General features: G+C 70.6%; 18 protein-coding genes. 8 read left to right on the top strand and 10 right to left on the bottom strand.

Annotated elements, in window-relative coordinates; genetic code table 11:
- Nucleotides 1–29 precede the first annotated feature (29 nt).
- From OG897_RS16770 to OG897_RS16760, 3 genes are all read left to right on the top strand, one after another.
- Nucleotides 30–737: a nitroreductase family protein gene (locus OG897_RS16770; protein ID WP_266657613.1), complete on the top strand. Its 708-nt coding sequence runs from the start codon at nucleotides 30–32 to the stop codon at nucleotides 735–737.
- Nucleotides 738–1,237: 500 nt separating this feature from the next.
- Nucleotides 1,238–2,230, top strand: coding sequence for a GlxA family transcriptional regulator (locus OG897_RS16765; protein ID WP_266657611.1), 993 nt, complete (start codon nucleotides 1,238–1,240; stop codon nucleotides 2,228–2,230).
- A 22-nt stretch (nucleotides 2,231–2,252) separates the two neighbouring features.
- A complete protein-coding gene (locus OG897_RS16760; RefSeq protein ID WP_266657609.1) occupies nucleotides 2,253–3,692 on the top strand; it encodes a PLP-dependent aminotransferase family protein in 1,440 nt (479 codons plus the stop codon).
- 176 nt (nucleotides 3,693–3,868) lie between these two features.
- Here the strand turns inward: OG897_RS16760 and pssA are convergent, their stop codons facing one another.
- From pssA to OG897_RS16715, 9 genes are all read right to left on the bottom strand, one after another.
- Nucleotides 3,869–4,732, bottom strand: coding sequence for a CDP-diacylglycerol--serine O-phosphatidyltransferase (gene pssA, locus OG897_RS16755; protein WP_266657607.1), 864 nt, complete (start codon nucleotides 4,730–4,732; stop codon nucleotides 3,869–3,871).
- Nucleotides 4,719–5,390 carry a phosphatidylserine decarboxylase gene (locus OG897_RS16750; RefSeq protein ID WP_266657605.1) on the bottom strand — a complete coding sequence of 224 codons (672 nt, stop codon included), beginning with the start codon at nucleotides 5,388–5,390 and terminating at the stop codon, nucleotides 4,719–4,721. The genes pssA and OG897_RS16750 overlap by 14 nt, the downstream gene beginning before the upstream one ends.
- A 179-nt stretch (nucleotides 5,391–5,569) precedes the next feature.
- A complete protein-coding gene (locus OG897_RS16745) occupies nucleotides 5,570–6,775 on the bottom strand; it encodes an acyl-CoA dehydrogenase family protein (protein ID WP_266657603.1) in 1,206 nt (401 codons plus the stop codon).
- A 2-nt stretch (nucleotides 6,776–6,777) separates the two neighbouring features.
- Nucleotides 6,778–7,290, bottom strand: a complete 513-nt coding sequence (locus OG897_RS16740) for a MaoC family dehydratase (RefSeq protein ID WP_266657601.1) — start codon at nucleotides 7,288–7,290, stop codon at nucleotides 6,778–6,780.
- A 5-nt stretch (nucleotides 7,291–7,295) separates the two neighbouring features.
- A complete protein-coding gene (locus OG897_RS16735; protein WP_266657600.1) occupies nucleotides 7,296–8,261 on the bottom strand; it encodes a CoA ester lyase in 966 nt (321 codons plus the stop codon).
- Nucleotides 8,258–10,336 carry a protein meaA gene (locus tag OG897_RS16730; protein WP_266657598.1) on the bottom strand — a complete coding sequence of 693 codons (2,079 nt, stop codon included), beginning with the start codon at nucleotides 10,334–10,336 and terminating at the stop codon, nucleotides 8,258–8,260. The genes OG897_RS16735 and OG897_RS16730 overlap by 4 nt, the downstream gene beginning before the upstream one ends.
- Nucleotides 10,336–11,673: a crotonyl-CoA carboxylase/reductase gene (gene ccrA, locus OG897_RS16725; RefSeq protein ID WP_266657596.1), complete on the bottom strand. Its 1,338-nt coding sequence runs from the start codon at nucleotides 11,671–11,673 to the stop codon at nucleotides 10,336–10,338. The genes OG897_RS16730 and ccrA overlap by 1 nt, the downstream gene beginning before the upstream one ends.
- 479 nt (nucleotides 11,674–12,152) lie before the next feature.
- Nucleotides 12,153–12,995: a TetR family transcriptional regulator gene (locus OG897_RS16720; protein WP_266657594.1), complete on the bottom strand. Its 843-nt coding sequence runs from the start codon at nucleotides 12,993–12,995 to the stop codon at nucleotides 12,153–12,155.
- A 79-nt stretch (nucleotides 12,996–13,074) separates the two neighbouring features.
- Nucleotides 13,075–14,880: a 3-hydroxyacyl-CoA dehydrogenase family protein gene (locus OG897_RS16715; protein WP_266657592.1), complete on the bottom strand. Its 1,806-nt coding sequence runs from the start codon at nucleotides 14,878–14,880 to the stop codon at nucleotides 13,075–13,077.
- Between the two features lie 401 nt (nucleotides 14,881–15,281).
- On the opposite strand from OG897_RS16715, the gene OG897_RS16710 reads away from it, so the two are divergent.
- Complete coding sequence (locus tag OG897_RS16710) at nucleotides 15,282–15,848, top strand: adenylosuccinate lyase (RefSeq protein WP_266657590.1); 567 nt, start codon at nucleotides 15,282–15,284, stop codon at nucleotides 15,846–15,848.
- Between the two features lie 15 nt (nucleotides 15,849–15,863).
- Here the strand turns inward: OG897_RS16710 and OG897_RS16705 are convergent, their stop codons facing one another.
- On the bottom strand, nucleotides 15,864–16,427 hold the full coding sequence (locus tag OG897_RS16705) for a GNAT family N-acetyltransferase (RefSeq protein WP_266657588.1): 564 nt from the start codon (nucleotides 16,425–16,427) through the stop codon (nucleotides 15,864–15,866).
- 143 nt (nucleotides 16,428–16,570) lie between these two features.
- Between OG897_RS16705 and OG897_RS16700 the strand changes: the two genes are divergently transcribed.
- The 4 genes from OG897_RS16700 to OG897_RS16685 all read left to right on the top strand — a co-directional run bounded on the left by OG897_RS16700 (nucleotide 16,571) and on the right by OG897_RS16685 (nucleotide 21,655).
- Complete coding sequence (locus OG897_RS16700) at nucleotides 16,571–17,017, top strand: SRPBCC family protein (RefSeq protein WP_266657586.1); 447 nt, start codon at nucleotides 16,571–16,573, stop codon at nucleotides 17,015–17,017.
- A 229-nt stretch (nucleotides 17,018–17,246) separates the two neighbouring features.
- Complete coding sequence (locus OG897_RS16695) at nucleotides 17,247–19,727, top strand: MFS transporter (RefSeq protein WP_266657584.1); 2,481 nt, start codon at nucleotides 17,247–17,249, stop codon at nucleotides 19,725–19,727.
- 226 nt (nucleotides 19,728–19,953) lie between these two features.
- On the top strand, nucleotides 19,954–20,682 hold the full coding sequence (locus OG897_RS16690; RefSeq protein ID WP_266657582.1) for a methyltransferase domain-containing protein: 729 nt from the start codon (nucleotides 19,954–19,956) through the stop codon (nucleotides 20,680–20,682).
- A gap of 52 nt (nucleotides 20,683–20,734) precedes the next feature.
- A complete protein-coding gene (locus tag OG897_RS16685) occupies nucleotides 20,735–21,655 on the top strand; it encodes a DUF1963 domain-containing protein (RefSeq protein ID WP_266657580.1) in 921 nt (306 codons plus the stop codon).
- Nucleotides 21,656–21,663 lie beyond the last annotated feature (8 nt).

The raw sequence follows: 21,663 nt of genomic DNA, 5'->3' as shown, positions 1-21,663 counted from the left end.
GGGGGCGGGGCTCCGTACACTCCGCGATCATGACTAGTGATGCGGGAGCACCCGCCCTCTTCGACACCATGTCCACCATGCGCGCGATGCGCAGGCTGAAGACCGACCCCGTCCCGGACGAGCTGCTGGAGCAGTTGGTGCAGGCGGCCGTGTGGGGGCCGAGCGGTGGGAACATGCAGGCTTTCCAGTACGTGGTAGTGACGGACCGTCAGGTGATGGCCGAGCTGGCGCCGTTGTGGGAGCGGTGTGTCGACGCGTATCTGGCGACGACGGGGAAGTTCGCGCCGGAGGGGATGGACGAGGCCGCGTACGGGCGGATGGTCGCGGCGATCCGCTACCAGCGCGACCACTTCGCGGACACGCCCGCGCTGGTGATCCCGTGCTACCAGTTCCCGGAGCCCCGGCTGGACGAGGAAGGTCTCGCGGCCTCGGCGGCGGCGCTGGGGGCGGAGGGGCTCGCGCACATGGCGAGCACGCAGGAGCGGTTCCAGACGCTGGCGGAGGGGTCGTGCGTGTACCCCGGGGTGCAGAACATGCTGCTGGCGGCGCGGGGGTTGGGGCTGGCGGCGAACGTCACCATCTGGCACCTGATGCTGGAGGGGGAGTGGAAGAAGGTGCTCGGGATTCCTGACGGGATGAACACGTTCGCGGTGATTCCGGTGGGGTGGCCGATGGGGAAGTTCGGCCCTGTCAGCCGAAAGCCGGTCTCGGAGGTCCTCCACCGCGACCGCTGGTAGACCCGCTGACCCCCAAGCCCACTCCTGCCACGCTTGCCCGCTCCCCCCAGCCCCCTCGGGCAGCGAATCCTGCCCCCCGGGCCTTGCCCCCTCGGGCGGCGGGGCCGCCCCCCGGGGGCGGAACGGGCGGGCAAGGGGGCGGCACCCCTCGCTCCGGGCCCGCCCCGGTGCCGCCCGTTGTTACCTCCGCCATCAGGTGCGCCGCACCCGGGTGCGCCTGCGGCGGGCTGCCCCTCCCCGCCCCTTCACCTAAAGCGCTCGCCGCGCGGCTGTCCCGGAGACGTGCGGCTGCGTGGGGGCTGGTCGCGCAGTTCCCCGCGCCCCTAACGGGTCGCGCCCCTACGGCGGAGCCGCACAGTGACACAGCCCCGGCGCCCCTAACGGGGCGCACCCCCCAGCCCCAGCGGAGCCGGGAGCGGCCGCGCGGCGGAGCCGCACAAGCCGTTCCAGTCGTCGAGAGCCTCGGCAGGAAGTCATCGTTCGGTGGTTTACTGCCGAGCGTGGACACCCCGACCTCCCCCCACCGCATCGCCCTCCTCACCTTCCCCCACGTCCGCCCCTTCGACCTCTCCGTCATCACCGAGGTCTGGGGCATCGACCGCACCCCCCACGGCGTCCCCGCCTTCGACCTCCGACGTGTCGGGACCGACCCCGGGCGAGCCGTTCCGCTCCTCGGTGGCATGTCCATCACCCCCGACCGCACCCCCGCCTGGCTCTCCCGTGCCGACCTCGTCCTCGTGCCCGGTCTCGACGACCACCGCCGCCGCGCCCCCGAGCCCCTCCTCGAAGCACTCCGTCGCGCCCACTCCCGAGGTACTCCCGTCGCCGCCCTCTGCGCGGGCGCCTTCACCCTCGCCCAGGCGGGACTCCTGGACGGACGCCGCGCCACCACCCACTGGAAGCTCGTCGACGAGCTGCGTGCCCAGCACCCCCTCGCCGTCGTCGAACCCGACGCCCTCTTCGTCGAGGACCGCGGGATCTGGACCTCCGCCGGTACGGCCGCGGGCATCGACCTCTGCCTGCACCTGGTCCGCATCACCCACGGCGCCGAAGTCGCGGCCACCATCGCGCGGGCCATGGTCACCGCCCCGTTCCGCACCGGCACCCAGGCCCAGTTCATCGAGCACCCCACCCCCTGCACCGACCAGAAGGCCGACGCCCTCGCCGCCGTCCGCACCTACGCCCTGGAACACCTCGACGAGCCCCTCACCGTCTCCCACCTCGCCGCCCGAGCCGATGTCTCCCCCCGCACCTTCGCCCGCCACTTCACCGCCGTCACCGGCACCACCCCGCTGCGCTGGCTCCTCGACCAACGCGTCGCCGCCGCCCAGAAGCTCCTCGAACACACCGACCTGCCCATGCCGGAGATCGCCCGCCGCACCGGCTTCGGCAGCGAGATCACCATGCGCCAGCACTTCGCCAAGCGGCTCTCCACCAGCCCCCGCGCCTACCGGGCCTCCTTCGCCGCCGGTCCGGTTCAGAGCCCGGCATAGACCCGCAGTAGGGTGCCGTTCCATGCCGGAACCCTGGGTCAATTCCGCCGAACGCGTCGGCGCGGACCTCCATGTGCACCTTCCCGAGGGGAAGGGCGGGCGTCAGGCCGCCCTCACCCACGCCCTGCGGGAGGCGATCCGCGAGGGCAGGCTCGCTCCCGGCACCCGGCTGCCCCCGTACCGCTCCCTCGCCGCCGACCTCTCCGTCGCCCGCAACACCGTCGCCTCCGCCTACGCCGAACTCGTCGCCGAAGGCTGGCTCACCGCCCGCCAGGGCTCCGGAACCCGGGTCGCCGCCCGCGCCGCACCACCCCGCCCCGTCCCCGTACCGCACGGCACGACGACCCCGCCGCGCCCCGCGCACGACCTGCGGCAGGGCATGCCCGACGCCGCGTCCTTCCCCCGTACCGCCTGGCTCGCAGCCGCCCGTCGCGCGCTGACCGCCGCACCCAACGAAGCCTTCGGCCCCGGCGATCCGCAGGGCCGCATCGAACTGCGCACCGCCCTCGCCGAGTACCTCTCGCGCGCCCGGGGCGTGCGCACCACCCCCGACCGCATCGTCGTCTGCTCCGGCTTCGCCCACGCGCTGAGGCTGCTGTACGGGGGAGCGGGCGGACCCTCACGCGGCGTGCTGCGCGGTCCGCTCGCGGTGGAGTCGTACGGTCTGCCCTTCCACCGCGACCTGCTGCACGGGGCGGGCGTGCGGACCGTACCCCTGGGGATCGACGAAGACGGCGCGGACACGGCGGAGCTGGCGGGCGTGCGGGGCCTCAAGGGGGTGCTGCTCACTCCGGCCCACCAGTTCCCCACCGGGGGCCCGCTGCACTCCGCGCGGCGGGCTCAGGCGGTGGACTGGGCGCGGGCCCACGACGGGCTCGTCCTGGAGGACGACTACGACGGGGAGTTCCGGTACGACCGGGAGCCGGTGGGCGCGGTGCAGGGTCTCGACCCCGAGCGGGTGGTCTACCTGGGCTCCCTCAGCAAGAGCCTGTCGCCCGCGATCCGGCTCGGGTGGATGGTGCTGCCCGCTCATCTGGTCGGGTCGGTCCTGGCGGTGAAGGGGCAGCGGGAGGCGTGGGCGAGTGCGTTGGACCAGCTGACCCTGGCCGACTTCCTCGCCTCCGGGCACTACGACCGCCACGTCCGCCGCACCCGCCAGCGCTACCGGGACCGCCGGGACCAGCTCCTCGCGGCCCTCGCCGCGCACGCCCCGCACATCCGCGCGACGGGCATCGCGGCCGGGCTGCACGCGGTCCTCCGCCTCCCCTCGGGCACGGAGCCGGACGCCCTGCGTGCCGCCGCGCACCAGGGGCTGGCCCTGGACGGGCTGACGGCCTTCCGCCACCCGGAGGCGACGGGCCCGGCCCCGGACGGGCTGGTGGTGGGGTACGCGGCTTCGGCGGACCACGCGTACGGGGCTGCGGTGCGGGCCCTGTGCAGGGCGCTCCCCGCTGAGGGGTAGGGGGCTTCTGGAGGTGCGGCTCCGTCGCGTGGCCGGTGTCACTGACTGGGGCTACGCCCCTTGCCCCCTGCACGGGCTGCGCCCGCGCGTCCTCAAACGCCGGACGGGCTGGATGTGAAAGAGGGCCCCCGGCCGGTTCAACCCCGGCCGGGGGCCCTCTCGCGTACGTATCCGTACTACGGCAGCTGCGCTGCCCGCGCCTCGCGGCGGTTGTCCCGGAACGCGTTCACCCGTCGCGCCGTGGCGAACAGGGGGATCACGGCACCCAGGACGACCTGGAGCACACAGCCGGTCTGGAGCAGCAGCTCACCGCCGGGAGCGTTGAACGCCCAGGCGACCAGCATGCCCATCGCGCCGATGATCCAGCTGAGCATCGCGACCGCGAGGATGCCCCGCGGCTTCGGGTACTCGACCCGGCTCACCATCAGCCAGGCCACGCCGATCACGGCGAGGAGGGTGGCGATGAAGGGGAGCTCCAGGAGGACGATCGAGACGACCGTGAGCGCTCCGAAGGGGCTCGGCATGCCCTGGAACATGCCGTCCTTCATGGTCACGCAACTGAACCGCGCAAGCCTCAGCACCACCGCCAGCAGCACCACGATCGCGGCGAGCGCCGCCACCTTCTGCTGGGCGTCGTCCGCCACCATTCCGTACACGAGCACGAAGTAGGCGGGGGCGAGCCCGAAGCTGATCAGGTCGGAGAGGTTGTCCAGCTCCGCGCCCATCGGCGAGCTGCGCAGCTTGCGGGCCACCAGGCCGTCGCACAGGTCGAAGATCGCGGCGAGCAGCATCAGGATCACGGCGGTGGCGGCGCTGTTGCGTGCCATGCCGGTCTCGGCGCTGCCCTGGAGGTGCGGAATGAGGATTCCGGTGGTGGTGAAGTACACCGCCATGAATCCGCACGTGGCGTTACCGAGCGTGAGGGTGTCCGCTATCGACAGCCTCAGACTGAGCGGCATGTCCTCCGCGTCGTCGTCGGCACCGGCCGCCCCGGCCTCAGGAACCCATCCGGCCTGCGTCTCTGGATCAGTCACGGTCAATTCGAGTCACCCCCGCGGTAGTGGTCTGTCCCACCTCGACCGCGATATCGACACCTTCCGGAAGGTAGATGTCCACACGCGATCCGAAGCGGATCAGGCCGATCCGCTCGCCCTGCTCCACCTTGGTGCCCTGCGGGAGGTAGGGGACGATGCGGCGGGCCACAGCGCCCGCGATCTGCACCATCTCGATGTCGCCGAGCTCCGTGTCGAAGTGCCAGACGACGCGCTCGTTGTTCTCGCTCTCCTTGTTGAACGCCGGAACGAAACCGCCGGGCACGTGCTCGACGGACGTCACCGTGCCCGCCAGGGGCGCGCGGTTGACGTGGACGTTCAGCGGGCTCATGAAGATCGCGACGCGCGTGCGCCCGTCCTTCCACGGCATGATGCTCTGCACCACGCCGTCGGCCGGCGAGATCACCCGGCCCTGGGCGATCTCGCGCTCGGGGTCGCGGAAGAACCACAGCATCCCCGCCGCGAGAGCGGTGGTGGGGACGGCTGCGGCGGCCCAGCGGCCCGACTTGCGCGCCTTGGCCAGGGAGAGGGCCGCGGTCGCGACGGTCGGCAGGAGCCACGGCGATGCTCCGCGAGCAAGGCGAACCCTGGGGATGAGACCCGAGGAGTCGCCGTCGCGTGGTGCAGAGGTTTGGCTGTGGGGCATGGAAGACCTTCGTAGCGGATGATGCCGCGCGGAGACGGGGGACGGCGGCTTTCCGGCGATGCTATCGGTTGCGGGCCGCAACTGGGCAAGCCGGAAAGCGAGTCAGCGGCCGGAAAGCCGCCTGGAAGACGTAACAGGGTGTGATCTTCTTCGCGTTGAAATCTACCCAAAGAGAACAATCAGCCCTGGAACCGATATTCCTCCAGCAGTCGCCGTCCAATGATCATTTTCTGGATCTCGGCGGTACCTTCACCGATCAGCAGCATGGGTGCCTCGCGGTAGAGGCGCTCGATTTCGTACTCCTTCGAGAACCCGTATCCACCGTGAATGCGGAAGGCGTCCTCGACGACTTCCTTGCAGTATTCGGAGGCCAGGTACTTAGCCATCCCTGCTTCGAGGTCGTTTCGTTCCCCGCTGTCCTTTTTGCGTGCTGCGTTCACCATCATCGCATGGGCGGCTTCGACCTTGGTGGCCATCTCGGCCAGCTTGAACTGGATCGCCTGGTGCTGGGCGATCGGTTTGCCGAAGGTGTGGCGCTGCTGGGCGTACGAAACACCCAACTCGAAGGCACGCTGTGCGACGCCGCAGCCACGGGCGGCGACGTTGACGCGGCCGACCTCTACACCGTCCATCATTTGGTAAAACCCTCGACCGGTGGTCCCGCCGAGTACGCGATTGGCCGGAATGCGCAGTCCGTCCATGATCAGTTCGGTGGTGTCGACGCCCTTGTATCCCATTTTGTCGATCTTGCCGGGAATGGTCAGTCCTGGGCGGACCTCACCGAATCCGGGCTCCTTCTCGACCAGGAACGTCGTCATCGACTTGTGCGGGGCCGTGCCCTCCGGGTGACCCTCGTCACTGCGGCACAGGACCGCCACGAGCGAGGAGGTGCCGCCGTTCGTCAGCCACATCTTCTGGCCGTTGAGCACGTACTCCTCGCCGTCGCGCACGCCCTTGGACGTGATCGCCGACACGTCCGAGCCGAGGGCAGGCTCCGACATCGAGAACGCGCCGCGCACCTCGCCGAGCGCCATCCGGGGCAGGAAGGTGTCCTTCTGCTCCTGCGTTCCGTGCTGCTTGAGCATGTACGCCACGATGAAGTGCGTGTTGATGATTCCGGACACGCTCATCCACCCACGGGCGATCTCTTCCACACAGAGCGCATATGTGAGAAGGGACTCACCCAGGCCGCCGTACTCCTCGGGAATCATCAGGCCGAAGAGGCCGAGTTCCTTGAGGCCCTCGACGATCTGCGTCGGGTACTCGTCGCGGTGCTCCAGCTCGGTGGCTACCGGGATGATCTCTTTGTCGACGAAGTTCCGGACGGTGGAGAGGATTTCCTGCTGGATGTCGGTCAGACCGGCGGTCTGGGCGAGACGGGCCATGGTTACTTGTCCTTCACCTTCGGCTCGGGGCGGCCGGGCTGTTCGCCGCCGCGTTCCTTGATGTACGTCTCGGTCGGGACCATCACCTTGCGGCGGAACACGCAGACGACCGTGCCGTCCTGCTTGTAGCCCTTGGTCTCGACGTAGACGATTCCCCGGTCGTTCTTCGACCTGGAGGGGGTCTTGTCGAGGACGACGGTCTCGCCGTAGATCGTGTCGCCGTGGAAGGTCGGCGCGATGTGCTTCAGCGACTCGACCTCCAGGTTGGCTATCGCCTTGCCCGAGACGTCCGGGACGGACATGCCGAGGAGCAGGGAGTAGACGTAGTTGCCGACGACGACGTTCTTGCCGAAGTCGGTGGTCTTCTCCGCGTAGTTGGTGTCCATGTGGAGCGGGTGGTGGTTCATCGTGAGCAGACAGAAGAGGTGGTCGTCGTACTCGGTGACCGTCTTGCCGGGCCAGTGCTTGTACACCGCGCCGACCTCGAACTCCTCAAAGGTGCGTCCGAATTGCATGGTGATCAGACCTCCGGGGCTTCGAACTTCGAGGTGCGCCGCAGGCCGGCGGCCCGGCCCTTGCCCGAGATGACGAGCGCCATCTTGCGGCTGGCCTCGTCGATCATCTCGTCGCCGAGCATCGCGGAGCCCTTCTTGCCGCCCGCCTCGGACGTGTAGAAGTCGTACGCGTCGAGGATCAGCTCGGCGTGGTCGAAGTCCTCCTGGGACGGGGAGAAGATCTCGTTCGACGCCTCCACCTGGCCCGGGTGCAGCACCCACTTGCCGTCGAAGCCGAGTGCCGCCGCGCGCCGGGCGACCTCGCGGTAGCCGTCGACGTTGCGGATCTGGAGGTAGGGGCCGTCGATCGCCTGGAGGTCGTTGGCGCGGGCCGCCATCAGGATCTTCATCAGGATGTAGTGGTAGGCGTCGGCGCCGTAGCCCGGCGGCTGCTCGCCCACGACCAGGGTCTTCATGTTGATCGACGCCATGAAGTCGGCCGGGCCGAAGATGATCGCCTCGGTGCGGGGGGACGCCTCGGCGATGGCGTTGACGTTGTTGAGGCCGCGCGCGTTCTCGATCTGCGCCTCGATGCCGATCCTGCCGACCTCGAAGCCCATCGTCTTCTCGATCTGGGTCAGGAGGAGGTCGAGAGCGACGATCTGCTGGGCGTCCTGGACCTTCGGCAGCATGATGCAGTCGAGGTTCTGGCCCGCGCCCTCGACGACGGTGACGACGTCGCGGTACGTCCACTCGGTGGTCCAGTCGTTGACGCGCACGACGCGCGTCTTGCCGGTCCAGTCGCCCTCGTTGAGGAACTTCACGATGGTGTGCCGCGCCTCGGGCTTGGCGAGCGGTGCGCAGGCGTCCTCCAGGTCCAGGAAGACCTGGTCGGCGGGCAGACCCTGGGCCTTCTCCAGGAAGCGGGGGTTCGACCCGGGGACCGCGAGACACGAGCGGCGGGGGCGGAGACGGTTCACAGGGGCAGTCATGCGGGGACCTCCGAGATTTCCAAGGGGCTGAGCTTGTTCGCTTTCCGGATCTCGTCGACGATACGGCCGATGATCTCCGTGATGCCGAAGTCCTTCGGGGTGAAGACGGCGGCGACGCCCGCCCGCTTCAGTTCTTCGCCGTCGGCGTTCGGGATGATCCCGCCGACGATGACGGGGAGCTCGGGGGCTCCCCCTTCTCGCAGCCGTACGAGGACGTCCGGCACCAGCTCGGCGTGCGAGCCGGACAGGATGGACAGGCCCACGCAGTGCACGTCCTCCGCGAGGGCCGCGCTGACGATCTGCTCGGGCGTGAGCCTGATCCCCTGGTAGACCACCTCGAAGCCCGCGTCGCGCGCGCGTACGGCGATCTGCTCGGCCCCGTTGGAATGCCCGTCCAGACCGGGCTTGCCGACCAGCAGACGCAGCCGCCCGGAGCCCAGCTCGTCCGCCGTCCGCTTCACCTTCTCCCGTACGAGGGCCAGTGGCGTGCCCGGCTCGGCGGTGACGGCCACCGGGGCCGAGGACACCCCGGTCGGGGCGCGGAACTCGCCGAACACCTCGCGCAGCGCCCACGCCCACTCGCCGGTCGTGACACCGGCGCGCACGCACTCCAGGGTCGCTTCCATGAGGTTCTCGTCGGTGGCGGCGGCCTCCTTGAGGAGCTCGATGGCCTGCGCCGTGGACGGGTAGAGCAGCGGATCGCCGAGACCCTGCCGCTCATTGGGCGCGTCACGGGTGGTGCGCCACTCCCCGAGAGCGGCCACCACGCGCGCCTCGACGGCCGGGTCGACCGTCATGATCGCGGTGTCGAGGTCCGAGGTGAGGGGGCTCGGCTCCGTCGACTCGTACGAGTTGACGCCGACGATCTTCTCTTCGCCGGACTCGATGCGGCTCCGGCGCAGCGCGTGCGAGGAGACCAGTTCGGACTTGAGGTAGCCGGACTCGACGGCGGCGAGCGCGCCGCCCATCTCCTCGATGCGGTCGATCTCGGCCAGGCACTCGTCCACGAGGGAGGAGACCTTGGCCTCGATGACGTGCGAGCCCTCGAAGATGTCCTCGTACTCGAGGAGGTCGCTTTCGAGTGCCAGGACCTGCTGGATGCGCAGGGACCACTGCTGGTCCCACGGGCGGGGCAGGCCCAACGCCTCGTTCCAGGCGGGGAGTTGGACCGCGCGGGCGCGGGCGTCCTTGGAGAGGGTGACGCCCAGCATCTCCAGGACGATGCGCTGGACGTTGTTCTCCGGCTGGGCCTCGGTCAGGCCGAGGGAGTTGACCTGGACGCCGTAGCGGAAGCGGCGCTGCTTGGGGTTCTCGATGCCGTACCGCTCGCGGGTGATCTTGTCCCAGATGCGGCCGAAGGCGCGCATCTTGCACATCTCCTCGATGAACCGGACGCCCGCGTTCACGAAGAACGAGATGCGGGCGACGACGTCGCCGCGCCGGTCGTCCGGGATCTGCCCCGAGGCGAAGACGGAGTCGAGGACGGCGATGGCCGTGGACATCGCGTACGCGATCTCCTGGACCGGGGTCGCTCCCGCCTCCTGGAGGTGGTAGGAGCAGATGTTGATGGGGTTCCACTTGGGGATGTTGTTGACCGTGTAGCAGATCATGTCGGTGGTCAGCCGCAGGGAGGGTCCTGGCGGGAAGACGTGCGTCCCGCGCGACAGGTACTCCTTGACGATGTCGTTCTGGGTGGTGCCCTGGAGCTGGGAGATGTCCGCGCCCTGCTCCTCGGCGACCACCTGGTAGAGGGCCAGCATCCACATCGCGGTGGCGTTGATGGTCATCGAGGTGTTCATCTGCTCCAGGGGGATGTCCTGGAACAGACGGCGCATGTCACCGAGGTGGGACACCGGGACCCCGACCCGTCCCACTTCGCCGCGGGCGAGGATGTGGTCGGGGTCGTAGCCGGTCTGGGTGGGCAGGTCGAACGCGACCGACAGCCCGGTCTGGCCCTTGGAGAGGTTGTTGCGGTAGAGCGCGTTGGACGCTTCGGCGGTCGAGTGACCGGCGTACGTCCGCATGAGCCAGGGCCGGTCCTTCTGGCGCGCGTTACCGGGCTGACGGTCACTCATCAGACGTTCCGGAAGCGGTTGATGGCGTCGATGTGCGTCGCGCGCAGCTCGTGGTCGCGGACGCCCAGTCCCTCGCGCGGGGCGAGGGCGAGGACGCCGACCTTGCCCTGGTGCGCGTTGCGGTGGACGTCGTACGCGGCCTGCCCGGTGTCTTCGAGCGCGTACACCTTGGAGAGCGTCGGGTGGATCTTGCCCTTGGCGACCAGGCGGTTGGCCTCCCACGCCTCGCGGTAGTTGGCGAAGTGCGAGCCGACGATCTTCTTCAGGGACATCCACAGGTAGCGGTTGTCGTACTCGTGCGTGTAGCCGGAGGTCGAGGCGCAGGTGACGATCGTGCCGCCCTTGCGGGTGACGTACACGGAAGCGCCGAAGGTCTCGCGGCCCGGGTGCTCGAAGACGATGTCGACGTCCTCGCCGCCGGTCAGCTCGCGGATGCGCTTGCCGAAGCGCTTCCACTCGCGCGGGTCCTGGGTGTTCTCGTCCTGCCAGAACTTGTAGCCCTCGGCGTTGCGGTCGATGATCGCGTTCGCGCCCATCGCCCGGCAGATGTCCGCCTTCTGCTCGCTGGAGACGACGCAGATCGGGTTCGCGCCGCCCGCGAGGGCGAACTGCGTGGCGTAGGAGCCGAGTCCGCCGCTCGCGCCCCAGATCAGGACGTTGTCGCCCTGCTTCATGCCCGCGCCGTTGCGCGAGACCAGCTGGCGGTACGCGGTCGAGTTGACCAGGCCGGGGGAGGCGGCCTCCTCCCAGCTGAGGTGGTCGGGCTTGGGCATCAGCTGGTTGGACTTGACGAGGGCGATCTCGGCGAGCCCGCCGAAGTTCGTCTCGAAGCCCCAGATGCGCTGCTCGGGGTCGAGCATCGTGTCGTTGTGCCCGTCGGAGGACTCCAGCTCGACGGAGAGGCAGTGCGCGACGACCTCGTCGCCGGGGTTCCAGGCGTTCACGCCGGGTCCGGTGCGCAGGACGACGCCCGCCAGGTCGGAGCCGATGATGTGGTACGGCAGGTCGTGACGCTTCGTCAACTCACTGAGGCGGCCGTACCTTTCGAGGAAGCTGAAGGTCGAGACCGGCTCGAAGATCGAGGTCCAGACGGAGTTGTAGTTCACGGACGACGCCATGACCGCCACCAGGGCCTCGCCGGGCCCGAGTTCGGGAACCGGCACGTCGTCCAGGTGGAGCGACTTGCGGGGGTCCTTCTCGCGGGTGGTGAGACCGGCGAACATCTCGGCCTCGTCCTTGTGCACGGTGATCGCGCGGTACGACTCGGGGAGCGAGAGAGCGGCGTAGTCCGCGGCAGTCGCTTCCTGCGACTGGATCGCGTCCAGGATTTCCTTCACGGTGTGCCTCCGGCGGAGCGCCCTTGAGGGAGGGGCGCCTTGAGGGGTCGTCGGGGTGCTGAGGGTGGGGCGAGGGTGAGGGTGTGTGGAGGTGTGCCGTCGGTTCGGCGAGGGGTTCAGCTGTGTTCCGGCAGCGCGAGGGTGTGCGCGGGAGGTGCCTGTGACGCAGGCGTCCGGGCGCGCCCACCAGGGGTGGGCGGGGACAGCCGGGGTGCGTGAGGTCTGCATCCCGGCCGCTCGGACAACATCAACGTATGGCACCCCGTGACAGGCCGCAAGGCACTGAGTGCCAACAAATTCGCTCACTTGGCGAATGGGGTGCCCATGTGCGCGATGATCGATCGAGAGGGGTTCGGCGGATGTCCGATTCGGCCGCGTTGGGGCATGAAAAAAGCCGCTCCCACCAGGGGGAACGGCTTCTTTCGTGGTGTACGTCTCAGCGGGGCCCAGCGGCCCTCCAGGAGCCCGCCGAAGGGGGTTCAGCGCTGCTTGAGCGCCTCCTCGATCGTGCGCATGACCTCGTCCAGTGGTGCGTCCGTGCGTGCCACCGCCACCAGCACCTCGCCGTCCCTGCGGACGGCGGCGGACGCGGCACCCGACGCCGGAGCGGCGTCGGAACGGGCGCTGCGGCCCGCGCCGATCCCCGAGCCGAAGGTGTCCCTGACGATCGCGAACGCGTGGTCGAGCTGGGTCTCCACGTCGCCCTGGCCGCCGGCCCGCAGCCAGCGCCGCAGGACGTGGTTGTGGGCCGTGACGACCGCCGACGCCGCGACCTCCGCGAGGAGCGGGTCGTCGTTGCCGGGGTGGTGGTCGTGCTCGTCGAAGTGGCCCAGCAGATAGCGCGTGAACAGACGCTCGTAACGGGCCACCGAGGCGATCTCCGCCTCGCGGAGGGTGGGCACCTCGCGGGTCAGCTTGTAGCGGGCGACCGAGACGGCGGGGGCCGCCGCGTACATCCGCATGACCTCCTTGATGCCCCGGCACACCGTGTCGAGCGGGTGCTCGTGCGGCGGGGCCGCGTTCAATACCGCCTCGGCCCGTACGAGGGTGTCGTCGTGGTCCGGGAAGATCGCCTCTTCCTTGGAGCGGAAGTGGCGGAAGAAGGTGCGCCGGGCGACGCCCCCCGCCGCCGCGATCTCGTCGACCGTGGTCGCCTCGTACCCCTTCGTCGCGAAGAGCTCCATGGCGGCGGCGGAGAGCTCGCGGCGCATCTTGAGGCGCTGCGCCGCCGCGCGCGAACCCGCCGCGCTCTCGGGCACGTCGGGTGCGGAGTTCGTACGGGAAGTCCTGGGGGCCTGGGGCATGCCCTGAACGTAACCCATCCGCGCAGGAGAGCGCGCCTGAGGGGGCGGGCCGCCGGAATCCTCCAGCAGCCCGCCCCACCCGGGCGAACCCGCCCGCTCACCGGCGCGCATACTCCCGGAACCCGCGCCCGGACTTGCGGCCGAGGCAGCCCGCCGCCACCAGGTGCTCCAGGAGCGGCGCCGGGGCCAGGCCCGGGTCGCGGAACTCTCGGTGCAGCACCTGCTCGATGGCGAGCGAGACGTCGAGGCCGACCACGTCGAGGAGCTCGAAGGGGCCCATCGGATAGCCGCCGCCCAGCTTCATCGCGGCGTCGATGTCGTCCAGCGAGGCGTAGTGCTCCTGAACCATCTTGATCGCGTTGTTCAGGTACGGGAAGAGGAGGGCGTTCACGATGAAGCCCGCCCGGTCGCCGCAGTCCACGGGGTGCTTGCGGATCTTCGTGGTGAGGTCGCGGACGGTGGCGTGGACGTCGTCGGCGGTGAGGACGGTGCGGACGATCTCCACGAGCTTCATCGCCGGGGCCGGGTTGAAGAAGTGCATCCCGATCACGTCCTCGGGCCGCGAGGTCGCACGGGCGCAGGCCACGACGGGGAGCGAGGAGGTGGTGGTGGCGAGGATCGCGCCCGGCTTGCAGACCTTGTCGAAGGTCGCGAAGAGCTGCTGCTTGACCTCCAGGTCCTCCGCCACCGCCTCCAGGGCGAGGTCCACGTCGGCGAAGGCGTCGAGGGAGCCCGCCGGGGTGATCCGGGCCAGGGTCTCGTCCTTGGCCTCCGCCGTCATCCGGCCCTTGGCGACGGAGCGCGAAAGGGACGTGTCGATACGGGACTTGGCCTTCTCCGCCTTCTCGAAGCTGCGGGCCGCCAGGACCACGGCGTACCCGGCCTTCGCGAACACCTCCGCGATGCCGGAGGCCATCGTCCCGGAACCGGCGACGCCGACCGAGCGGATCTCGCGGCCGTCGGCGAGCGGGGCCGCCTCCGGCGGGGTCAGGGCGTCGCGCACGACGGCGGCACTGTCGGGGGCGTCGTACGTGTAGAAGCCCCGGCCCGCCTTCCGGCCGGTCAGACCCGCCGCCGCGAGCTGCTTGAGGATGGGCGCGGGGGCGTGCAGGCGGTCGTGCGACTCCGCGTACATGGCGTCCAGGACGGTGCGCGCGGTGTCGATGCCGATCAGGTCGAGCAGGGCGAGCGGGCCCATCGGCAGGCCGCAGCCGAGCCTCATCGACGCGTCGATGTCCTCGCGGGACGCGTACTTCGCCTCGTACATCGCGGCGGCCTGGTTGAGGTATCCGAAGAGCAGCCCGTCCGCGACGAAACCGGGGCGGTCGCCGACCGCGACCGGCTCCTTGCCGAGGTCGTGCGCGAGGTCGGTGACGGCGGCGACGGCGGTCGGCGCGGTGAGGACCGAGGAGACGATCTCGACGAGCTTCATCGCCGGGGCCGGGTTGAAGAAGTGCAGGCCCAGGACGCGCTCGGGGCGCGCCGAGTCGGCGGCCAGGCGGGTCACCGAGAGGGCGTTGGTGCCGGTGGCGAGGATGGTGTCCGGGCGGACGACGGAGTCGAGGGCGCGGAAGACCTGGTGCTTGGCCTCGTACGACTCGTCCACCACCTCGATCACGAGGTCGGCCTCGGCCGCCGCCGACAGGTCCACGTCGGTACGGAACCGGGCCAGCGCCTCCGCCCGCCCGATCGCGGTCAGCCGCTCCTTGCGCACGGCGCGGGCGGTGGATGCCTCGACGGCGGCGACCGCGCGGGTCACGGCGTCGGCACTGATGTCGATGCCGATCACGGTACGACCGGCCCGCAGCAGGACCTCGGCGATGCCGGTGCCCATGGTGCCGAGGCCGACGACGGCGACGGTGGTGAGGGAGGAGAGAGGGGTGGTGGAGGCAGGGGTGTCCATCACGGGACTCCAAGGAAGAGTGACGACTGAGACGAGGGGCGTCTGCGCAGAGGAAGACGGACCGTCGGCGCGCGCGAGTGAGGGGCGCGGGCGGACGGCAAGCGTCGAGAGGGTGGTGCTGCGGCGGGCCCTGTCCCGGGGCCGATGCCGTACGCGTGGAGCGAGAACGCCGAACCGACTGATTCCCCCACGCCGTGAGGGCGCGGGAGGGATCCCCTCAGGGCGGCTGCGTCACCAGGCCGCCAAGAGCTGATCTTCTCGCGGGTGTTGAGCCCTGTGGTGGGGGCAGCCCGCTCACATGAGAGTAACTGGCGAGTAACGAGCGCGCCAGCCCCCGGCGGTGGTGGCCGAATGTGATCTACGCCGCCCGGAGCCGTGCCGCGCTGGCTACGCTGGCCCGCATGGACGAGGAACTGCGGTCCCTGATCGACCGGCTGGGCGAAGAGGCCGGGGAGTCCGCCTCCTACGAGGAACTGATCGCCACCGACGACCACGAGTTGCTGGCCCGCGTCCTGACCGAGCCCGAGCAGCCGCTCTGGGCAAGGGAGTTGGCGGCCTTCCGGCTGGGCTGCGCCGGTGACCGGCGGGCCTTCGAAGCGCTCGTGCTGCTGCTCAACCACCGCGACCCGGAGCGCTGCGTCTCCGCCGCGTACGCGCTGGCCAGGCTCGGCGATCCGCGTACGGCGAGGGCCGCCGCCGCGCTCGCCACCAACTCCATGCGCACCGCGTACGCCATGCAGCCGGTGCGGCTGCTGACCGAACTGCGCGCGCCCGAGTCCGTACCGGCCCTGGTCACCACCCTGCGCGGTCTGCTCGCGCCGAACGATCCGCACTGGCGGGTGGCGCTGGCCTGCGTGGAGGGGCTCGGCCGGCTGAGGGACGTACGGGCGACAGAGGTGCTGGACGCGGCGCTGGACCACCCCCGGCTGGGGGCAGCGGCAGCGGCGGCGCTCAGCCGGCTCGGGTAGCCGGCGGTTTCGGGGTCACCCGGCCAAGGCGCGTGCGTAACGCACCTCCAGGACGGTCGCTCCGCCGATCTCGAAGGGCTCTTCGGCGCCGTCGAAGCGGAGTCCGGCCTTTTCGTAGAAGCGCCGGGCGACCGCGTTCTCCTTGAGCACCCACAGGCTCAGGGCGGCGAACCCGGCGGCGCCCGCCCGATCGAGGCAGGCCGTCATCAGGGCGCGGCCCGCCCCCGTCGAGTGGTGCTCGGGGAGCGCGTAGAGCGCGTACAGCTCCGCGACCGGACGGCCGGGAGCGCTGTGCGGCGGCGCGCCCTCCGTCTCGCGGTACAGGCCGAAGCAGCCCCACGCGAGGACCTCGCCGCCGCGTTCCGCGACGAGGTTGACGACTCCGGGGGCCGCCGTGGCCAGATGAGTGCGCCGCCTCTCGGCCTCCTTCGCGAGGTCCATCGCGTCCAGATGGGGCTGCGGGACCATGCCCGCGTACGCCTGCTGCCAGCCGCGCACGCGGCAGGCGGCGACGGCGGGCACGTCGTCGGGGGTCATGGGGCGCACGTGGACCGGGGTGTCGACCGGCTGGGTGGTCATGGCGGCACGCTAGCCGGGGCGCGAAGGCGCGTCGCCCGATTTTGGCGGGTGCCCGCGAGGTGGTTGGGTGAGCGCACCCACTGAGAGGGGCCCGCTATCCCCGGCGGGGACCCCCCGAAGATTCAAGTGCTGGAGGAAGAGGCATGGCGCAGGTAGAGGCCACGACGGAGCGGATCATCGCGGCGGATGCGGAGACGGTGTTCGACACGCTGGCCGACTACAGCGGCGCGCGCGGCAAGCTCCTCCCCGAGCACTTCAGCGAGTACGAGGTGCGCGAGGGCGGCGACGGCGAGGGCACCCTCGTGCACTGGAAGCTCCAGGCCACCAGCAAGCGGGTGCGCGACTGCCTGCTGGAGGTCAGCGAGCCGACCGACGGCCAGCTCGTGGAGAAGGACCGCAACTCGTCCATGGTGACCACCTGGACCGTCACCCCCGCCGGTGAGGGTTCGTCCAAGGCCGTCGTCACGTCCGTGTGGAACGGCGCGACCGGCATCGGCGGCTTCTTCGAGCGCACCTTCGCGCCCAAGGGGCTCGCCCGCATCTACGACGCGGTGCTCGCCAACCTCGCCGCCGAGGTCGAGAAGAAGTAGTCCAGCAATAACTCCCCGCACGGGGAAGGCCGTTACGGGCAGATCGCGCACTCACCGTTTCGAGTGGTCTTCCGTGCCGGTCCGTTGTACGCCGTAGGGGCTCCCACCGGCCCGAATTCACCCAGAGTACGCCCTGCGCGTCAATCGTCGCGCTTGCTCCGCCTTGTCGCCCAATGCGACAAATGGGCGGCGCAGGCGTGACGACAGGCGCGACGAGGGGAGCGAATTCGTGGGTGGCATCACTCTGGTGAAGGACGAGCGGAACCCGGTGGGTCCCGGCCAAGTCCCCGCAGAGGCGGCTGAGTTCGGGGCGGACGCGGCCGAGGGGCCGGAGGCGGACCGGTATGCGGCGGGCCGGGGGCCCCAAGACGGCTTCCCGGGGGAGTACGGCAGTCCCCGACGGATCCGGCTCGTCTTCTTCGGGCTCATGCTCGCGCTGCTCCTCGCCGCGCTGGAGCAGATGATCGTCGCCACCGCCCTGCCGAAGATCGTCGGCGATCTCCAGGGCCTCGACCGGATGTCCTGGGCGATCACCGCCTACCTGCTGACCTCGACCATCGGGCTGCCGGTCTACGGGAAGCTCGGCGACCTCTTCGGCCGCAAGGGCGTCTTCCTCTTCGCCATCGTCGTCTTCGTCATCGGCTCCGCGCTGGCGGGCTGGTCGCGGACCATGGACCAGCTGATCGCCTTCCGGGCCGTCCAGGGCGCGGGCGCCGGCGGGCTCATGATCGGCGTGCAGGCGATCATCGCCGACATCGTCCCGCCCCGCCGGCGCGGCCGGTTCATGGGGCTCATCGGGGCTGCCTTCGGCCTCGCCTCCGTCGCCGGGCCGCTGCTCGGCGGGTTCTTCACCGACCACGCCTCCTGGCGCTGGTGCTTCTACATCAACGTGCCGTTCGGGCTGATCACGCTCGCCGTCGTCGCCGTCGTGCTGAAACTGCCGAAGCCCACCGTGCGGCCCCGGCTCGACATCTCGGGCGCGGTCCTGCTCGCCGCCGCCTCCACCTGCCTCGTACTGATCACGAGTTGGGGCGGTACGGAGTACGACTGGGACTCGCGGGTGATCCTCGGGCTCGCGGCCGGAGCCGCCGGAACGTCTCTGCTGTTCCTCGTCGTCGAGCACTACGCGGCCGAACCCCTCATCCCGCTGCGGCTGTTCCGCGACTCGATCTTCAACGTCACCGGACTCGTCGGAGCCGTCGTCGGCGTCGCCCTCTTCGGGGCCGCCAGCTACCTGCCGACCTTCCTCCAGATGGTCGACGGGGCCAGTGCCACCGAGTCGGGGCTGCTCATGCTGCCGATGATGGGCGGCGTCGTCATCGCGTCGATCGTCTCGGGGCAGCTCATCAGCAGGACGGGGCGCTACCGGATCTACCCGGTCCTCGGCAGCGCGCTCTCCGCGCTCGGCATGTGGCTGCTGTCCCGGCTGGAGATCAGTACCTCGCAGCTGGAGTACAGCCTCTGGATGGCCGTACTCGGCATCGGCATCGGGCTCGTCATGCCGGTGCTCGTCCTGGCCGTGCAGAACTCCGTGCGGCCCGGCGACCTCGGGACCGCCACCAGCGCCAACACCTACTTCCGGCAGATGGGCGGCAGCATCGGCGCCGCCATCTTCGGGACCCTCTTCGCCGGACGGCTCGTCGACGCGCTCGCCGACACCCTGCCGTCCGGGGTCGACCTGCCGGACCCGTCGTCCATCACCCCGCAACTGGTGCACGCCATGCCGCCGTTGCTGCGCGACGCCTACATCGAGGCGTACGCCCTGGCGATGCCGCGCATCTTCCTCTACCTCGTGCCGGTGCTCGTGCTCGGCCTGCTCATCGCCTGCTTCCTCAAGGAGAAACCACTGGTGTCCGCGCACAATGCCTCCGCAGAAGCCCCCGAAGCCCCCGAGTCCTTCGTGGCCCAGCCGCTCCCGGCACCCCACCTGCCCTTTCCCGCCCAGCAGTCGGGAGGAGTGCCCGTCTGCGGCACCGTCCAGCACCACGACGGCTCTATCGTGCCGCGCGCCGCGCTCACCCTCATCGACGTCGGCGGCAGGCAGGTCGGGCGGGGCGCGAGCGGCCCCGACGGGCGGTACGCGCTGAGCGTACGCGGTCCCGGTTCGTACGTCCTGATCGCGGCGGCCGGAGGGCACCAGCCGCAGGCCGTGACGGTCACCGTGGGGGAGCGCCCGGTGGAACTGGACGTCGTCCTGGGCGGAGCCGGCCGGCTCGCGGGCTCCGTCCTCACCGCCGACGGGAACCCGGTGCGGGACGCCGCCGTGACGCTCACGGACGTACGGGGAGAGGTCGTCGCCTCCACCCGCAGCGGGCGCGAAGGGGCGTACGTCATCTCGGAGCTGGTGGCCGGTGAGTACACCCTCGCGGCCAGTGCGCCCGCCTACCGGCCTGCCGCGCTGCCGGTGAGCGTGCAGGCGTCCCGCGAGACCCGGCAGGACATCGAGCTGGCCGGAGGCGCGGTGCTGCGCGGCACGGTCCGGGCCACCGGCGGGCGGACCGTCGAGGACGCCCGGGTCACGCTCCTGGACGCGGCGGGCAACGTGGTGGACACCTTCATCACCGGCTCCGACGGCACGTTCCGCTTCGTCGACCTGTCCTCCGGCGAGTACACGGTGATCGCGGCGGGCTATCCGCCGGTGGCCACCGTGCTCCAAGTGGCGGGCGGTGGGCGCACCGAGCGCGACCTCCAGCTCGGGCACGAGGACTGAGACACCCGGCCCAGCGGCCCAGGTCACAGCGGACGGCCCCGCCGGGGGACCGTCCGCTTCCGCTTTGTCAACCCCAGCGCGCACGGCGCATGCGCGGCGTGCACGGCCGTCGGCGCAGCTCGAACGGCCGACAAAGGTGTATGTCGACACCTTGTCGTGCGCCTTGGGGCGGGGGACGGTGGAAGCGATCTTCACCATTGGCCCACCGCACCCCCGGGAGCTGATCATGAGCGTGACGAGCCGGTACAAGGACGCCTGGGAAGGGTTCTGGCAGGACGCACCCGAAAGGACCGGAGCCGTCCTCTGGGACGCCGAACCCGCCCTGACCTCCGGCATCCACCTCGCCCTCTTCGAACCGCACATGACCGATCCCGCACTGCCCGTCGTCGACCTCGGCTGCGGCAACGGCACCCAGACCCTCTACCTCGCCGACCGCTTCCCGCGCGTCGCCGGGGTCGACCTCGCCCCCGCCGCCATCGCCCGTGCCCGCCGCAACGACCCGGAGGGGCAGGTGGCGTTCACCGTCGGCGACGCCACCGAGCCCGGACACGTACGGCGTCTGCACGGAGAGCTCGGCGATGCCCAGGTGTACCTGCGCAGCGTCCTGCACCAGTGCGAACCCCTGGACCGGGCGCCGCTGGCCGAGTCGGTGGCCGCCCTCCTGGGCGACCGGGGCCGGGCCTTCGTCGTGGAGCCCGACGAGGACGCCGGGCGCATCCTGCGCGAGCTGGCCGCGAGCCCCGACGGGCCGCCGCCCAAGCTCCGCCCGGTCTTCGCGCACGGCATCGCTCCCGGTGCGATGGCGGACGAGGAGGTGCCGGGGCTGTTCCGGTCGGCGGGTCTCCAGGTGCTGGCGAGCGGCGAGATGCCGCTCACGACGACCGAGTACCTGCCCGACGGCACCCGTATCGAACTGCCGTCGAAGTGGCTCGTGGTGGGGCGGGCCGCCGGGTGAGCGGGGAGGGGGCAGGGCCCGACGTCCTCCCTCGTACGTACACTCACCAGGCATGACGCCGCGACCGAACCCGCTGACCCCCGCCGACGAAGCCGCCCTGCGCGCGGCGATCGAGCAGGAGGGGCTCACGCAGTGGACCGGTGACATCGTTGCCGTCGCCGAGCACTGCGTGAAGCTGAAGGCCGTCGACCCCGCCTCGTCGACGGCCTTCAGCCGGTCCGGAGTGCTCCCGTCCGTGCCGCCGGGTTTCGCCTGGCCGACGGAGGAGCCGTACGAGGACGAGCCGCCGACGCCCCTCGCCTTCGTCGCCCAGGTGGACCTGGCGGAGGTCGCCGACGCCGACGCGAACGGACTGCTGCCGCCCGCCGGACTGCTCTACTTCTTCCACCCCAACGGCGAGGCCGCCTACGGCGACGTCCTGCGCGTGCCGGTCCTGTACTTCCCCGACGCCACGCCGGCCGACACCGTCGCGTACGACATGGCGAACCTGGCGGGCGCGGTGGAGTACGAGGAGGCGTGGGGGGTGCCTCCGTACGAGTTCGAGAGCCCCGCGGCCTTCGAGCCGCGGGGCCGTGGCATGGTCCCGCGCCACCTGCACGTCGAACTGGGGATCCGGGGCGTGGAGCTGGAGTACGAGGAGTCCGACCTGATCGTCGACCGGGTGAACGCCCTGGACGACGCGTTCGGCCCGGACGCGGGCCTCACCCTGCTCGGCCCCGACGACGACTTCGACTGCGACCTGCGCGCCTCGGCGGCCGAACTGGTCATGGGCGAGCGGGAGTCGGTGCAGGGCGGGCGGATCGAGTACGACGGCGTCCGCCCCGAGGTGCAGCGCGAACGCCACCAGTGGCGGGTCCTCCTGGACGTCGGCTCGACGGACTCCACCGGCTGCCCGATGTACTTCCTGATCCGCGACGACGCGCTCGCCGCCGGTGACTTCAGTAACGTGATCGGCGCATCCGTCCAGTGGTGACGGCGGTA

The organism is Streptomyces sp. NBC_00237 (assembly GCF_026342435.1).
Taxonomy (GTDB): Bacteria; Actinomycetota; Actinomycetes; order Streptomycetales; family Streptomycetaceae; genus Streptomyces.
This window is presented reverse-complemented; position numbering and strand designations above follow the sequence as displayed.

What these genes read in the sequence shown, in the direction of transcription:
- OG897_RS16770 (WP_266657613.1), top strand. Translation starts at nt 30, where the DNA reads ATGACTAGTGATGCGGGAGCACCCGCCCTCTTCGACACCATGTCCACC.
- OG897_RS16760 (WP_266657609.1), top strand. Translation starts at nt 2,253, where the DNA reads ATGCCGGAACCCTGGGTCAATTCCGCCGAACGCGTCGGCGCGGACCTC.
- OG897_RS16750 (WP_266657605.1), bottom strand. Translation starts at nt 5,390, where the DNA reads ATGCCCCACAGCCAAACCTCTGCACCACGCGACGGCGACTCCTCGGGT.
- OG897_RS16745 (WP_266657603.1), bottom strand. Translation starts at nt 6,775, where the DNA reads ATGGCCCGTCTCGCCCAGACCGCCGGTCTGACCGACATCCAGCAGGAA.
- OG897_RS16740 (WP_266657601.1), bottom strand. Translation starts at nt 7,290, where the DNA reads ATGCAATTCGGACGCACCTTTGAGGAGTTCGAGGTCGGCGCGGTGTAC.
- OG897_RS16735 (WP_266657600.1), bottom strand. Translation starts at nt 8,261, where the DNA reads ATGACTGCCCCTGTGAACCGTCTCCGCCCCCGCCGCTCGTGTCTCGCG.
- OG897_RS16730 (WP_266657598.1), bottom strand. Translation starts at nt 10,336, where the DNA reads ATGAGTGACCGTCAGCCCGGTAACGCGCGCCAGAAGGACCGGCCCTGG.
- OG897_RS16720 (WP_266657594.1), bottom strand. Translation starts at nt 12,995, where the DNA reads ATGGGTTACGTTCAGGGCATGCCCCAGGCCCCCAGGACTTCCCGTACG.
- OG897_RS16715 (WP_266657592.1), bottom strand. Translation starts at nt 14,880, where the DNA reads ATGGACACCCCTGCCTCCACCACCCCTCTCTCCTCCCTCACCACCGTC.
- OG897_RS16710 (WP_266657590.1), top strand. Translation starts at nt 15,282, where the DNA reads ATGGACGAGGAACTGCGGTCCCTGATCGACCGGCTGGGCGAAGAGGCC.
- OG897_RS16705 (WP_266657588.1), bottom strand. Translation starts at nt 16,427, where the DNA reads ATGACCACCCAGCCGGTCGACACCCCGGTCCACGTGCGCCCCATGACC.
- OG897_RS16700 (WP_266657586.1), top strand. Translation starts at nt 16,571, where the DNA reads ATGGCGCAGGTAGAGGCCACGACGGAGCGGATCATCGCGGCGGATGCG.
- OG897_RS16690 (WP_266657582.1), top strand. Translation starts at nt 19,954, where the DNA reads ATGAGCGTGACGAGCCGGTACAAGGACGCCTGGGAAGGGTTCTGGCAG.
- OG897_RS16685 (WP_266657580.1), top strand. Translation starts at nt 20,735, where the DNA reads ATGACGCCGCGACCGAACCCGCTGACCCCCGCCGACGAAGCCGCCCTG.